Genomic DNA, 16,935 nt, shown 5'->3' on the forward strand with positions numbered 1-16,935 from the left:
ATTTATATTTTAGGTTATTCTAGAAATCTACTTCAATTAGATCAGCCAGCGTATCCCCATCTATTAATTCTTCAACAAATTGAATCTGGTTGATTTCAATATGAGGGTCGTTGGCAATGGTTGTTAATATGACCAATAGATTATGTGACATCGCTTCAATCGTTGTTTTCTCAAATAAAATCGTACTGTATTCAAAGGCCATTTCTAACTTGTGTTGCAATTCGGTAACATACAACGTTAAATCGAATTTGGATACTCTCGTATTTGGGGCATAAGGCTTACAGGTTACTCCATCCATCTGAACCTCTGAAGCATCTGTATTCTGCAATACAAACATGGTGTCAAACAACGGATTCCGCCGAGCATCTTTGGTAATATTTACTTTCTCAATCAATTCCTCAAACGGATAATCTTGATTTTCATAAGCGTTCAACATATTTTCTTTCACTTCCAGCAGATACTCTGTGAATGTTTTATCCGCCGCAGGATAATTTCGAATAGCCAGTGTATTCACAAACATGCCCATAACCGGCTCCAGCTCAGCATGTGTCCTTCCTGCAATCGGCGTGCCCACGATGATATCTTCTTGTCCGCTGTATTTAGACAACAGAATGGTATAGGCGGCTAATAGAATCATGTATAACGTTGTTCCTGTCAGTGCTTCTATTTTTCTTAAGTCTGGAAGGAGGTCTTCCTGCAAAACAATGTCCAATACATCACCCGTATAGCTTAGCGTTTCAGGTCTTTCGTAGTCTGTTGGCAGATCCAATAGCGGGATACTTTCACCAAACACAGTAAGCCAATACTTCTCCTGCTTTTTCATCCACTCACTATGAAGTTGCATTTGCTGCCATTCAGCATAGTCCTTATACTGAATTCGAAGAGGAGATAGCTCCTCTCCCTTATAGAACTGGCTAAGTTCAGTCATCAGAAGATGCACGGATAGTCCGTCTGCAATGATATGGTGAAGATCAACCAGCAATACATGACGCTCCTGCTGAAGTTCAATCAGCCTCACTCTCATAAGAGGTGCTTGTCCGAGATCAAATGATCGAACAAATTGTTCAATCTGGTCTTCGATCTCTTCTTCCGTTGACTTGATTGATTCAATCCCAAAATTCACTTCAGAATATACGATTTGTTTGGGTTCTCCGTGTATGACTTTGAATGCGGTCCGAAGCGATTCATGACGCTGAATCAATTGTTGGAATGCTTCTTCCAATCTGATCCGATCAAGCGATCCTTCCAGCATAAACATACCTGACATGTTGTACATGAGTTCCTTGCCAGCTTTGATGCTCATAATGTACATTCTCATTTGCGCCGAAGAAATAGGATAATATTCTTGTTCCTCTACTTGAGGAATGGACACTAATACATCCTGTTCCATTTGTTCAATGGATTGAGCCATCTGTTCAATCGTCTGCCACTCAAAGACATTTCTTACCGAAATACGGATATTCAGCTTTTGATTGATTTTGGACGCCAGCTTGGTTGCACGTAAAGAGTTGCCTCCTACATCAAAAAAACTGTCTATTACACTGATTTTTCTCACGGCAAGCACATCCTGCCAAATAGGCAGCAACTGTTTTTCCAACCCAGTTCGAGGTTCGATATATTCACTTCCCGTTTGCATGTTTTCTTCTGGACTCGGAAGCGATTTGCGATCGATTTTCCCGTTCGATGTTAGAGGCATGTGATCCATTTGTATGAAATAGGCTGGAACCATGTAATTTGGCAACACCTTAGAGAGATTTTGTTTTAACTCTCCAACCGTCAGCGTGGAATCCGCTGTAAAGTATGCACATAACGATTTGTTCCCGTGATTATCCTCATGTGCAATGACGATGACTTCTTTTACACACGCTATATTTAACAGCGCTGCTTCAACTTCCCCTACTTCGATCCGATATCCACGAATTTTAATTTGGTGATCCATTCTTCCCAAATACTCGATATTGCCATCCGGAAGCCATTTCACCAAATCTCCCGTTTTGTACATTTTCGCCCCCTGGACAAACGGATCACGCACAAATTTCTCCGCTGTCAGCTCAGGTAAATTCAAGTATCCTCTACCAACCCCATCGCCAGAGATACATAATTCCCCTACGACGCCTAAAGGCTGAACTTTGCCATGTTTGTTCAGTACATACAGGCGATTACTTCCTAATGTTCGACCAATCGGTAGATTAGCTCGTTGATTCGCTGTATCCAGGTGTTCTGGAAGTACACGGTATGTCGCAACATCCACACAACATTCTGTTGGACCATACACATTAATTATGGTTGGAGGCGTTATATGATTGAGAGCAAATAATGATGTGATTTCATTTACACTTTGCTGAGAAAGAGCTTCACCGCCAATGAGCATATATTTTAGCGATATGCCTTGAACGTTTTTTGCCTTCGAAAGCAATTTCAGGTGCGCAGGCGTACCGTCTGTCAAATCAATTTGGTGGTGCTGATAATAATTCATTAAATCTTGTCCATCCAGTACCGTGTCCTTGTCTACAATAAACAAGGCATGTCCTGACAGCAGTGCGCCAAAAATCTGCTTCACAGATGCATCGAAATAGTAAGGCGCAAGTAAAGCGACATGCAAACCGCTATGCTGATCATCTATAACTTGACTGTACAACGCTTTAACCAAGTGATGAACCTGACGATGTTCGATCATTACACCTTTTGGCATACCCGTTGTACCCGAAGTATAGATCACATAAGCCAATTGCCTGGAATCTCCTGCTGGTTCGAGATTGGACAGATTAGCTGCATAGTTTTTTTCATCGTTCAAATCAATAATTTGGCCATTGAAGGTTACGAAGTGCTTGAGATGCTTTTGTGTGACTAACAACGTTGCCCCCGAATCCTGCAAGATGTACCGGATACGCTCTTCAGGAGAATCCGGATCAATCGGTACATACGCCCCACCTGCTTTGAGAATGCCAAAGATGCCAACGATCATATCAATGGAGCGATCTGTCATGATGCCTACGAATTGATCCGGGTGCACACCCCGGACTCTGAGCGTATGTGCTAACTGATTTGCCCGTTCATTCAATTGACGATACGTCAATAGCTGATCTCCAAAACCAACGGCTACTTGATCTGGTCTCTGCTCCACCTGTGCTTCGAATAATTCCTGGATGGTCTGATCCCTGGAATATTCTATGTTGGTGTCATTAAAGTCATATAAAAGAACGTTCTGCTCATGTTCAGACAGCATTTGAATATCTGACAAGGCAATATCAGGTTCGATCACAATGTCTCTGAGGATGTTGAACAGATGTGTTTTCATCCTGTCGATGGTATCCCGTTCAAATAGCTCCGTCTTGTAATTAAAGTGCATTTCCAGGCACTCGTTATCATCCTCAACAATGAACATCAGATCATACAACGATACACCGACATTTAATTCTCTAACTTTAAAGCTGCAATCCTTTTCTTGCCTTTGGTTCAGTGCTGTATTCAAAAAGATATACATGGTATTGAAAAGTGCTGTCCCGGTTGTATCCCGATGTGTGTTTAATTTCTCTACAAGGTTGTCAAAGAGATAGTCCTGGTTATCTAACGCGTCCAGGGATTGTTTTTTAATTTCCTCCAGATAGAATCGAAACGACTTATTCCCGGCTGGCTGTGATCGAATCGCTACCGTCTGGATAAAGACACCTATCATATTCTCGACATCCGGATGGTTTCTTCCTGATGTTGGCGTGCCTACAATCATATCTTCTTGATCCGTATATTGATGAAGCAGCACATTATACGCTGCGAATAACAACATAAACATCGTAGTTCCCGTTTGTTTCGCAAGCTTCTCCAGCGACTGCTTCAAGTGTGCGTCCAACACAAATGACAATCTTGAACCTGCCGAAGTCAAATGAGGTATCCGAACAAAATCAGTAGGCAGATTAAGGTTCGGGAGTTCTCCTTTGAACTGATTCAGCCAATATTTTTCTTGCTGCTTATAAGACTCCCCCGCCAGAAATTTTTTCTGCCAAGCTGCAAAATCTTTGTATTCAATCTCAATTTCCGGCATGCTTCTTCCGTCATACACATCAATCAGTTCATTCGCAAGAATGCCAACGGAATATCCGTCCGATATAATATGATGCATCTCGATGAGAATCTCTGCATGATCATCGTTTACACGAATGAATTCGGCGCGTATTAATGGCGCTTTGGAACAATCAAATGGTTTTGCAAACACCTTAACATGGTCTTCGAATGAATCAGAGCTTTTCTGAGAACGTTTCACTTCAAAATCAATCGTTGGAGCAATACGCTGGTAAAGCTCTCCATCCATCAGATGGAAACTGGTGCGAAAAGCTTCGTGACGGTGCACGATTTGTTCCAATGACGAAATCAATTTAGCTTCATCGATTTTTCCTGTGATCGTAATATGGCCACACATGTTCTGAAACACACTATTCGGCTCAAATTGATCCAGAAAGTAGATTCGCTGTTGTGCAGCTGACGTCTCATAGAATTCCTTCACATCCAATGCCTTGATCGGAATGAATGTTTCCTCGTTCTCGCCTGTAATCAGGCTGGCAAGCTCCCTCAGACGTTGATTATTGAAAAATTGAACGATTGAAATTTTATGTTGAAACTGCTCATGTACCTTTGAAAGCATTACTGTTGCCTTGAGCGAATTTCCTCCGAGATCAAAGAAGTGATCATGTCTCCCCACTTGATCGAGGGATAATACGTCCTCCCAGATCAAAGCCAGCTTTTTCTCTACGTCATTGACTGGAGGCTCGAACATGGCTGCATGATTAACGTGAGGAAGACGCTCCATAACAAACTGCTTGTACATTTCCTGTAACTGTTCCTGTTGCTCGGATGAAAACAACGTCAAAGACGAAATTTCAGCCTCTGGATGACTCACCATATTTAGCAACAAACCCTTAAATCCTTCGGACCACAGTTTCATCATCTCAGGCCCAATAAGATCCGTATTGTAATCAAAATCCAGGTACAATTCATGGCTGACATCCGTAATATTAAGAAATAAATCGTAAGAAATATGTTTGATCGGATACGACATGAATTCAGTCTCGATATTTTCAAATTGAAGATGATGAATCGTTCTGTCCATATTGAATAAAATCCGGGTATCCGGTGCAGTCATATGAGCAAGCTGTTCGGATACAAGAGTCAATGGAACTTGCTGATGCTTCATGACAAGAGCCAGCGTTTTCTTGAGCTGAATAATATGGTCTACAACGGATTGCTCCGTCGACACGGCATGATGAACAGGTAAAATGTTAACACAGTTGCCAATCAGTGCATTTTTTCGCATATGAGTCTGACCTGCAGTAGGCACACCAATGACAAGGTGAGACTGCCCTGTGAGTTGATGCAAATATAAATGAAACGCCGCAAACATGGTTACAAACAAACTGCTTTTATTATTTATACTTAACGTTCGCAATGATTCTGTTAATCGATGATCCAGCTTCATGGAAGATCTTTCACCGGCATATCCCTTGGGCACATCATCGGACTGAACCGTTGGAAGTGTAACGTTGGGATAGGATAAGGAAAATTGCTCTTTCCAGAACTGGAGCCCTTCGGTAAATGACCCTTTTTCATGTTCAAGTCGTTGCCAGCTTAAATACGCTCGGAATGGAGTGGCTTCAGGTAATTGAACCGGAACCCCTCGAACAAGAGCAGAATAGGTATGTTCCAACTCTTGAATGAATACAGCAATTGACCAGCCATCAACAACCATATGATGAAATGTCAGCACCATAAGATATTGATTCTCTGCCTGTTTAAGCAAAGTGATTCGAAATAGCGGTTCCCCAGACTGTAGATCAAATGCTTTACTTGCATCGGTAGATAACCAATTTGAAATTTCCCGTTCTTGATCCTCAACGGCATATGCTGAGAAATCCAACCATGTGCATTGCAATTCCATTACAGGCTGAATTTGTTGTGTTTCACGATCGGCATGAATGACTGTTCTCAGGGCTTCATGACGCTGTATGATCTGATTCACAGCCTTATCCAGTGTGGAAGGCTTTAGTTCGCCTGTCATTTTTAAAATAACACTCTGATTTAACGCAGCATTTGCATCTTCCCCATGCAATGAAGTTAATAACAATTGTTTCTGCTCTAAAGACAGTGAATATTTCGAAACAGGCGAATCACCAGGAATAAATCCCAGTTCGCGGAGTTCATCGATCGTCTCTTTCACGATCTTAATGATGTTATGCATGTCATCCATGGAATGCACAGTCGATATAAAACAGTTACGACCTTCCCAAATATATAAACCTTTATGAATTAAATGGTAGAAGAATAATTCCATATCCCCAAATGAAATAAATCTAAATAAAGATCCATAGTTAACCATTTGCATAGGTACATTCGATGTTTTGAAAAACGTATTTAATTCTTTAACAAGATAATCTGTTTTTTCATTTAATTCCTTATATAAAGTTTCTGCTTCGGTTTGAAGATACTGTAGTACCGTTAACATGACTCTCATCGTAAGAGGGTGTGTGCAAAAGGTTCCACCAACAAACGTTTTCTTATCTGCATCAGAAGGGTAAGAATCATCCCCAAAGTTCCAAGTTCCTCCATCTACCGGATTCATAAATTCAGCTTTACCCGCGACAATGCCAATAGGCAGCCCACCACCGACCACTTTCCCATACGTTACCAAATCTGCTTGAACCCCAAACCAATCCTGCGCTCCACCCAAACCAATTCTAAATCCAGTGATGACCTCATCGAAAATAAGTGCAACGCCATAGCTTTTTGTTATCTCCCTAAGTTCCCGTAAAAATTGTGTTGGCTGCACATCAGGTCTTCGACTTTGCACCGGCTCTACAAGTACAGCAGCCAATTCATCACCAATACTTCGAATCATATCGAGTGATTGCGGATGGTTATAATTAAGAATAATCAAATCATCTGTAGCGCTTTTGACAATACCAGGAGCCATAGGCAGCGCAGACGATAAAACATCCCCAGGATTCGCTACACCCAACACGCCGTCATGTGTACCGTGGTAAGATCCTGAGAATAATACAACTTTGGAACGCCTCGTTGCCGCCCTCGCTAAACGAAGCGCAACCATGACAGCTTCTGTTCCTGAATTATAAAATGCGACACGTTCTACACCTGTCAACTCGGAAATTTTTGCTGCGACATCTCCTGCCAAGTCTGACATAGGACCCAATGGGGGCATCTGTTCCTGAAGGCTATCTGCCATTACATTTTGAATAAAAGCTGGATTATGGCCAAATAGATTCACACCAAATCCCATCGTCAGATCCAAATACTCGTTCCCATCCATATCCCATATCTTAGATCCCTCTGCACGAGTTGAAATGATAGGATACACCATTTCCTTCCAATACGAACGAAATCCGGACACATTGCGATTATTCGCATGAACCAAACGAGTTTGGCCTGTTTTTAATTTGGAACCTTTGGTTCTTGCGGTATACTTTGATATAAATTGTTCAATATACTGGTTCTGAAGCGGTGAGAATCCACTCTCCTCATGAATCTTCAACGATTGATATGGTATAAAAGGTTTGGCTTCCTTTGAGTCCGATTTCGGTGCTTCACGAATGTTTTGAGTTTCATTATGTTTCATATCCAAAAGTGGGGATTGAACGGTATTCATTTGATCACCTAACAGCACATTCAAACTTTTTAATTGGGATTCCATGAGCTGAATGGCGGACATCACAATTTGTTCCGAAACATTCCCTGATGATTTTTCCGTGTTTGTATTGTTCACAATTGCTAATTTTCGTTGTTCAGTACGCTCCTGATCGGTTTCATTCTTTATGTTCTCAGATACATCATGTTGTTTTATATTCTCTGACACATACTTAACTAAGGAATTAATATTTGTAAGGTTTTCAAAAAACATTTCCATCGGGATATCCAAACGGAACAGCTCTGATATCTCATTCTGAATTTGCACAAGAATGATGGAATCCAATCCCATCTGGAGAAAATGAGCTTGATGATCCAACTCTTCCAACTTCAATCCAGATGCACGACTGATGCTTGTCTTAATCTTTAATTCAATATTGTTTGTATCCATCTCCATTTGAACCTCACTCCTCCCAGACCTATGCTCCGCTGGTATCTGCTGTTTAACTTCAATCCAACACCGTTTCTGTTCAAATGGGTATAACGGCAATGGAATTTTCGTAATGGCTTCATGGTTATAGAACCTTTCCCAATCTATCACTGCCCCCTGTGTAAACAACTGAGCGAGTTCATTTAAAGATTGTACATTTCCCCGAGCATACAGATGATCCGTAACAAGCGTCTTGTCTTTTTTGGCATAACCAAAATAAACATTGGGCAGCTTGCCCTCTCCGCGTTCAATATGTTGCAATTTTTCATGTACATCCTGTGTACTCGTGATTACGATGGCAAGCCGATAATCCAGAGTAGCCCTTCCCGTATTGGCTGTATAACAGAGTTGTTGAATGGAAATATCCATGTGATCGGTTATATATTGATGGTACATTTTGACCAGCCCATCCAGCGCCCGTTCCGTTGCAGCAGATAGAACCAATAGATTAGGCTCTGGGGACATTCTTCTATCTACGGTTTGGGAAGCAACATATTCTTCGAGAACCACATGCGCGTTCGTACCACTGAAACCAAAAGAACTAACCCCGCATCGTAATGGAGCCTCTTCTTCACCAAAAGCCATTAACTCCTGATTTATATAAAAAGGTGAAGCTTCAAACTTAAGCAGGGGATTAGGCTTGTCAAAGTGAACCAATGGTGGAATCTTTCTATGTTGAAACATAAGAATGGATTTAATTAATCCAGCGATCCCCGCCGCTTCAAAGCCATGTCCAATGTTTGCTTTTGCAGATCCAATCGCACAAAATTGTTTCCGATCCGTATATTTCTCAAAAGCTTTACGCAAAGCATTGAACTCAACCGGATCACCTAATTTTGTCCCTGTTCCATGTGCTTCAATAAAGGTAAGTGTATCCGGAGAAATACCAGCTTCTTTCCATGCCTGTTCGATCACATTGGTCTGTGACTCCGGGTTAGGTGCCGTGATTCCTACCGTCTTGCCATCCTGATTAATTGCACTTCCCTTAATCACACCATAGATATGATCCCCTGCCTTAATCGCTTGCTGCAACGGCTTCAACATGACCGCTCCAACACCTTCGCCAAATCCCGTGCCATTGGCATCTTCGCTGAACGTTCTCGTCAATGCATCTGGAGATTCCATATCCAGCCCGATACTTATCGGTAATAATGCTGTTCGAATGCCGCCTGCAATTGCCATTTCACAATCTCCAGCGAGCAATCCTTTACATGCCATATGAACAGCAACAAGTGAGGATGAACAAGCGGTATCCAACGTTAAGGCTGGGCCTTTTAAATTCAAGAAATATGCAATTCTACTCGCCAGTACAGATGGTAAATTTCCAATGATATAATTTTTAAGTTCTGCGGGGTAACTCGCCGTCACGAGCCGTTCGTAATCATATCCAACTTTGGAATATCCCACGTACACGCCCACATTTTTTCCATTGATTCCTTCCCCTGCATACCCAGCGTCTTCAATCGTATGCCATGCCGTTTGCATGAACATTCTTTGATTTGGGTCCATAAACTGAGCGGTTTTTGGGGTTATGCCAAAGAAAGAATAGTCGAATTGATCAATTTGATCCAAGTAACCACCCTTGATCCATTGAATTTCGCTCATTTCCCTTCGCATGGATTGTATATAATCCGCTGCGTCTTTTATCCTACTTTCAGGGTAGTCCCGAATGTTATGCATTCCATTTTCCAAAACACGCCAAAACTCGCTTGCATTCGATGCACCAGGGAGATTCAAAGACATACCGATAATAGCAATATCTTTGGATGGCGTATGATCCTGCCGAGCCTCGTTAACTTGTATCGTTTCGCCGGAGCCTCTAGCCAGATATCCTGCCAATTCAGTTATCGAGGGATAAGTAAAGAGGTCCGTAACGGCAAGCTCTTCTCCATATTTTTGTTCTATACGTTCAGCGATTTGAGCCAGCTGTAATGAAGTTGCACCCATATCAAAATAGCTATCCTCAAGTTCAACCTTTTGCCCAACAAGCACTTCAGAAAATAGAGAAATTAATTCACGTTCGATAACTCGAACCGAAACAGCAGTCCTTTCTTTCGCCTTGTCATTGTCATTCTTGATCCAGTCTTGGATGAAAGCAGACTCTGTTGAGAATTTGCCTGCTTCATACTGCTTGGCTAACTGATAACGCTGGATTTTCCCACTTGTTGTTTTTGGTAATTTTTTGATGGGCAGTACCTCTTTGACACTCCATCCCCCATGTTTATATAGGTGTTTCTTGATTTCTTTAACAAGAGGCAGAAAGTGTTCGATCTTTTTTTTGTAAACAACAAACACCATAATTTCTTCACTTTGACTATTCGAATCGTACACACCACAAGCAGCAACTCTTCCAAGTTCAATATCATCAAGTTGTGTGGCGACACGTTCAATGTCATGGGGATATACATTTTTACCATTGATAAAGATAATGTCTTTTTCCCGCCCTGTTACAACCAGCGTGCCGTTCATGATGAAACCCAGATCCCCCGTGTTCAACCATCCGTCGTGCGTTAATAACTTCTCCGTTGCTAGTGAATTATTATAATAACCATGGGTGACGTTATCCCCCTTGATTTGAATCTTTCCAATAACCAATTCGGGAACAGGTTTCATTTCCTCATCGCAAATTCTAAAATGGCAATAATCAACAGCCTCGCCAACGGCAACAAACGATGCCACATGCTCAGCATGCTTCTCCACTTCAATGACACGTTCTCCTAAGTTCAGATGATCCCGGTGAACGTATACCGCCGTAAATTCTTCTTCTACCTTGGGAAAGGAGACAGCAACAGAGGCCTCGGCTAATCCATATACCGTAAACATCGCTGTTTTCTTTAAGTGATATGCTGACAATACATCTAGAAACTCATGACACACTTCGGGTAATATAGGTTCGGCACCATTATAGATGACTCTGACACATGACAGATCCCATCCCTCCGCTTTGTCTTGGCGAAAGAAATTCAAGAAATACTTATATCCAAAGTTAGGGGAGGACAGTATAGTTGCTTTGTGTTCATTCACCTTTTTCATCCATAGAATCGGTTTCCGAATAAATACTTCCGTTGGGATCAAGTATTGATGTATACCTGCCACGAGCGGTACGAGGTGAAATCCAATAAGACCCATATCATGGGTAAGTGGCATCCAGGAGAGGAAACTATCGTTTGAACTAATTTGTGTGCCATTAATAGCAGCGCAAGTGTTATAGATGAGGTTACGATGTGTGAGCATAACACCTTTGGGGTCACCCGTTGATCCGGAAGAAAATTGAATAAAGGCCAAGTCATCTGGTTTAGGCTCATCATATTTTACAGATTTATAATCATATATCTTGTCTTCTATCATTTCCGTTCTCATCTCAAGTTGACGATGAAAATCCAGCAATTCATGTTCCAAAGCAAATTTTTTCATTTTATCCAGTACCTTTTCAGATGCAATCATGAAAGGGTTATTTAACAAATTCCAAATACGACATACTTTCAAGTTTTGTTCTTCATCTTCACCAATACTTACAGGGACAGGGATCATTCCACCGAGTATACAAGCCCAAAATGCGACTAAAAACCGTTTGTTTTCTTGGATTTGAAAAATAATCTCTTGCTTTGGTTTCATGCCGATGTTCTGTAAATGACCCAAGTATCCTTGTGCTTCATTGAATAATTGATGGTATGATATAAAAGTTTCACGTTTGTCCGCGTCGATAAAACGAATACCACGGTCCATTATTTTACTTCTGTCGTGGATAACATCCACTAATGTTTGAAACTGATTAATATACATATCTCTCCTCCAAATGGATCATCTCTAGTATGCTTATCTAATTATTTACACATATTTTCAAGCAAAATTTTACCATAGAAATATATGTAAAATCAATCAAATTATTGTTACTTTTTGGTAAAAAATAGATATGAAATCGTGAGTTATTGACGTATTTATTACCTAATCTCTGGAATTTCAACAAGTCTAGACGTATCAAACGACAAAAAAGACCACCTTATAATAAGGCAGTCTGGCGTTGTATTACGGATCCTGCGAGAGAATATACAGGATTACTAGATTGCATCAATCAACGAGGTTCCATCGAATGGAATTTGTTTTGCTGTGAAAATGGAATGACATACCTGCAGAGCATCATTTATCTCTTCTTCGCTGAGTTCGTATCCATTCTTGTGCATTTGTTCCTGTACCCGTTGTAATTGATGAAATAAGGGCACTACCGTTTGGGTATATGATATTGAATCTGGATTATAATTTCTTGAAATAAACGCGGTTACCATCACCTCGGACAAACAATTTTTGCGAATCGTTAACAACTTATTTTTTCTTTCATGTGTATTCGTTAGCATTAGTAAATCGGAAGGCTGACTTAGGGAATAAGGTACAATACGTTTCGTTATTTTATTCATAAGACTAACTAACACATGTTTTGAACCCAACTCTATAACTTCAGTAACTTTCCGGTCAATCAAATAGTGCATCGACTCTAGCCATCTTACAGGCATCGTCATCTGCATGTTTAAGTAATCCGTGACAGATCGATCAGACTCATAGGGTGCTGCTGTAACATTGGATATAACCGGGTACTTTGCAAGAGCATATGGATATTGACCGAGTTCTATTTTAAATTGTTCTGCTGCATGTTGCATCAAGGGCGAATGATAGGGACCACTTACATTAATATACGAGTGTTTTATTCCCATGGATTCTGTCCTTTTTATAATTTCTTGTATGGTTTGACGATGTCCTGAAATGACGAACTGCTGGTCCGCGTTAATACATGCCACACAGGCAGGGCGATTGATCGTGGAAACTTGTTCGCATATTTTTTGAAGTGTATCTAAATGAATGCCTGAAATGGCAGCCATGGTACCTTCCTGATATGGGTCTGCATTATGCATAATGATACCTCGTTGTCTTACAAGTTTAATAGCGTCATGAAAAGAAAGAATACCCGCGCATACCAGAGCCGAATATTCTCCCAGACTATGTCCAGCCAAATATGCAGGTTCCAACCCGATTTCTTGCATATAAACCTGAAAAGCAATCACACTAACGGTTAAAAGTGCAGGCTGAGCGTTCATCGTCATTGTCAACTCATTCATACTGCCTTCAAAACACAGTTTTCTTAAATCGAAAGAAATAGCATCACTGGCTTCTTCAAATAACTTTTTGGCTACATCGAAGTTATTCCAAAAGTCTCTACCCATGCCAATCATCTGAGAACCTTGTCCAGGAAACAACAGAGCTACATTACTCATCCGGCATCCTCCATGTATTCAACTTTACATTTCATGTACATCAGCCACTTTACAACCAATAAATTCCTTGTTTGCAAAATTAATGATAAACTTTCATTGTGAGTTATGCAATAATAAAGCCAAAAGGAGGGTCATCTATATCTTTGAACGGAAAAAAATTCGTGATTCTTTTTGGGCTCCTTGTCAGCCTCTGTGTCGGAACATTTAGTGCTGTTCTTTACTGGATCTTGTCTGTAGTCTGAGTACTAATGCAAATAGACACCTCCATTGAAGAGATGCCTGTTCCATTCTGATCTGATCACTCAAGACTCATGATTTTCCTTATCCTTAGAGAAACGGATTCCTCTTTATTTCAGATCCGATTTTTTCGCTCGCTTCGTTCTCTGTATCACTCAACATTTGATCTGAAGATGGTACAGTTGAATAATCATCCTGTAATACAATTACATACATCCCCTTACCTGGAATCCTAACTTGGCATACAGAATTCTCTTTGTTCATGGTGATCAGCTGCTCCATTAAGTCTGATGCCGTTATAACTTCTTTCATCCGAATCCCCTCACCTTTCTACGGATTTACACCTACTGCGAACGGGCGAGCCCCCACCGGAGTGACATCGATTACCGTATTCGTTTCGCCGTCGATCACAGAAATGGTATTGTCATCTTGATTGCTTATATAAACTCGATTGGTTAACGGATTGGCGCCCGCTCCGTTTGGATTATTCCCGACCGGAACAGTAGCAATCACGGTATTTGTTAATCCACTAATTACTGAAACATTATCCGTAGCTCGATTTGGTACGTAAATGGCGTTTGTGGAGGTATTAACTGCTACTTCAGCTGGCGTAACGCCGACCGGAATGGTATCAATTACGGTATTCGTCACTCCATCAATAACGGAAACCGTATTACTGGTAAAATTCGATACATATATACGGTTGGTCGCTGTATTGATACCTACACGGAATGGATTGACCTGAACGGGTATTGTAGCAATCACCGTATTGGTTACTCCATCGATCACAGACACCGCATCAGAATTAAAATTAGCTGCATAAATCAGATTGGTTAAGGAATTGACGCCTATGCCAGTTAAAAAATTAAGTCCAGGAATAGTGATAGTATCAATCACCGTGTTGGTCAATCCATCAATAACGTTTACATCTTCAGTTGTATCAAATGAATTAAAATTTGCCGTATAAATAGCATTGGTCGCTATATCGACCCCTACGTCACTTGGCTCGCTCCCAACCGGAACAGAAGCAATCACTGTGTTGGATACACTATTAATAACGGAAATGGTATTACTGCCTCTGTTTGCGACATAAATACGACTCGTTAACGGATTGACATCAATCCCTGCAGGATTTGTCTCCACAGGAATGGTAGCAATCACCGTATTCGTTTCGCCATTAATGACGGAAACATCGTTACTATCAAAGTTGGCTACATATATGCGGTTGACTGACGTATTATCCCCCTCTATTTCAAGTTCGGAAGAAACTAATCGATGTGCGGCAACAAGCTGGCCGGTTTCATTTTTGCCCCACACGGAAATCTCCGTCTGCTCTATAGCTACACCTTCTACTGTAAAGACAAATTCAAACGCATCAAGATTGGCAAAATAAGTCCTTGTCACTACCTGATCCGGATCAATTGAAATCTGCTCGCTGACATATAAAGTCCTTGTAGAGGTCAAATTATACCCTTGTATCAAAACAACGGATCCAGTAAGAGAATTTCTGTTATCAATTTTAACTGTAACTTGTTGTGTTGGCCGTACATTACTGACGGCATTATTCTCAATAGGTCCGGTTGACAAAATGGCCATTTCGATTCGCTCCTCCACTTAGATGTTATGATTTGGATACAACCTTTTTGTAAAAAATAAAATTGATCTTTTTAACCAAAATAAAGACCCTGCAATAATATATGCAGGGTCTAAAATAAAGTTTGGGACAAAGGTTATACGTATTACCCGTTTTCCAGATTGCCTCATTTCTTTATCAAGTGATCAATCCATACTTCACAAAACTATGATACAATCCATCTTCCTCTACTGTTCCAGTAATATCATCTGCAATGGCCTTCAGACCTGGCTTCGCATTACCCATGGCAATTCCGACGTTACAAAATTCCAACATCTCGGCATCATTCATGCCATCACCAATGGCGAATGTATCTTCTTGGGACATGCCTAGATGCTTCAGAAGATCGGCGATCGCAATGGCTTTGTGAATGCCAGGGATCATTAGCTCACCACTTCCTTCACCAAAGATCGGCACGGTGCACTGAATGACTTCGAATTTCCCTTCAAACTCTTGCTTGATTCGCTCAAACGGAATGGCTGAGCTCTCCAAGAAACATACTTTGTTCACGTCATCCTTGTACAGATCAGCCTCTCCATACGTCAATCCGGCAATAAACGGATGCGGTTTCAGCTCCTTCTTCTCTCTGGCTACAGGGTCATTCTCCACATCGCCATAGATACGGCGTTCCAGGTGAGGTTGAAGATTGCTACTCGCATACAATGCAGAATTGGATTCAAGGTAGAAGTCAATGCCATTTTCATTGAAGAAATCGACCATATGTCGAACATCTTCCGCTGTCACCCTTTTGTGATATAACACGTCCTTGCCAAATTCCACATAGCCCCCACCTGCACCAATCAAACCATCGAACCCTACATCCCAGATGGAATCATAGATTTCGGCCTTGGATCGGCCTGTACATAAATAGAGCAAATGTCCATTCTCTCTGGCCTGTTTACAAGCCTTCTGTGCTGACATCGGTATGCTTCCGTCATCGTCAACCAATGTGCCATCAATATCAATAAAAACAATTTTCCGCTTCGTTTCTTGCATCTGCTTATGCCCCCATCATGTATCTCGTATATGTCTATGTTTTTGTATACGAGAGTTATAGTATCATCAATCAATTTTCCCAAAAATGTGGTCAGAATTTCGGTTCCGTTTCCAATGGTCACTTACATGCCAACTTGTCCATATGTACGGTTTGCCAGTCATCATCCTGCTCAGCAATAATCGTAAACCCTTGGCGTTTCCAGAAATCTACGGCTCCTGGCAAGAAGCGATGTGTATGCAAATACAGCGTCGTATAGTGCATATCCTTCACCACATTCTCCAGTTCCTTTAACATCATCGAACCAATGCCGTATCTGCGATACGCAGGATCTACATAACATTTTACTATTTCGGCTGCAGACTGAGCTTCATATCGTCCTTCCACGGCTTCAATTCGCCCATCATATGGCAAAATCCCAATAGACCCGACGATGCCCGCATCCCCCATCATTGCAACAAGAAAGATCGAACCATCGGAGTCCAGATAATGTTCTCTGAACTGCTCGAAGTCCACAGGCAATTTCGTATGATCCATCCTCGGAAACACTTCTCTACGTACACGCATGGCAAAATCAATGGCATCATGAATCTGGTGTGCCTTAACTGGTGTTACTGTCGGTATACTCTGAAGTTGTGTCAATACATCCACATTCCTTATCCTTTGTATTAGGAGCTACTTCTTGGCCCTT

The 16,935-nt window shown here is 41.3% G+C and carries 6 protein-coding genes; all 6 read right to left on the reverse strand.

Annotated elements, in window-relative coordinates; translation table 11 throughout:
* Positions 1–19: 19 nt before the first annotated feature.
* Positions 20–11,899: a non-ribosomal peptide synthetase gene (locus QVE09_RS04780; protein WP_315935895.1), complete on the reverse strand. Its 11,880-nt coding sequence runs from the start codon at positions 11,897–11,899 to the stop codon at positions 20–22.
* A gap of 275 nt (positions 11,900–12,174) precedes the next feature.
* A complete protein-coding gene (gene fabD / locus QVE09_RS04785; RefSeq protein WP_315935896.1) occupies positions 12,175–13,380 on the reverse strand; it encodes an ACP S-malonyltransferase in 1,206 nt (401 codons plus the stop codon).
* A 327-nt stretch (positions 13,381–13,707) separates the two neighbouring features.
* Positions 13,708–13,929 carry a hypothetical protein gene (locus tag QVE09_RS04790; RefSeq protein WP_315935897.1) on the reverse strand — a complete coding sequence of 74 codons (222 nt, stop codon included), beginning with the start codon at positions 13,927–13,929 and terminating at the stop codon, positions 13,708–13,710.
* 18 nt (positions 13,930–13,947) lie between these two features.
* A complete protein-coding gene (locus QVE09_RS04795; protein WP_315935898.1) occupies positions 13,948–15,213 on the reverse strand; it encodes a YncE family protein in 1,266 nt (421 codons plus the stop codon).
* 175 nt (positions 15,214–15,388) lie between these two features.
* The gene (locus tag QVE09_RS04800; RefSeq protein WP_315935899.1) at positions 15,389–16,246 is read right to left on the reverse strand and encodes a Cof-type HAD-IIB family hydrolase; all 858 of its coding nucleotides are present in this window, start codon (positions 16,244–16,246) and stop codon (positions 15,389–15,391) included.
* Positions 16,247–16,364: 118 nt separating this feature from the next.
* Positions 16,365–16,895 carry a GNAT family N-acetyltransferase gene (locus tag QVE09_RS04805; RefSeq protein WP_315935900.1) on the reverse strand — a complete coding sequence of 177 codons (531 nt, stop codon included), beginning with the start codon at positions 16,893–16,895 and terminating at the stop codon, positions 16,365–16,367.
* Positions 16,896–16,935 lie beyond the last annotated feature (40 nt).

Origin of the sequence: Paenibacillus sp. ClWae2A (genome assembly GCF_032452295.1) — a bacterium.
In the GTDB taxonomy this organism is placed as follows: Bacteria; Bacillota; Bacilli; order Paenibacillales; family Paenibacillaceae; genus Paenibacillus.

Coding starts and splice junctions, on each gene's coding strand:
- QVE09_RS04780 (WP_315935895.1), bottom strand. CDS start 11,899: ATGTATATTAATCAGTTTCAAACATTAGTGGATGTTATCCACGACAGA.
- fabD (WP_315935896.1), bottom strand. CDS start 13,380: ATGAGTAATGTAGCTCTGTTGTTTCCTGGACAAGGTTCTCAGATGATT.
- QVE09_RS04790 (WP_315935897.1), bottom strand. CDS start 13,929: ATGAAAGAAGTTATAACGGCATCAGACTTAATGGAGCAGCTGATCACC.
- QVE09_RS04795 (WP_315935898.1), bottom strand. CDS start 15,213: ATGGCCATTTTGTCAACCGGACCTATTGAGAATAATGCCGTCAGTAAT.
- QVE09_RS04800 (WP_315935899.1), bottom strand. CDS start 16,246: ATGCAAGAAACGAAGCGGAAAATTGTTTTTATTGATATTGATGGCACA.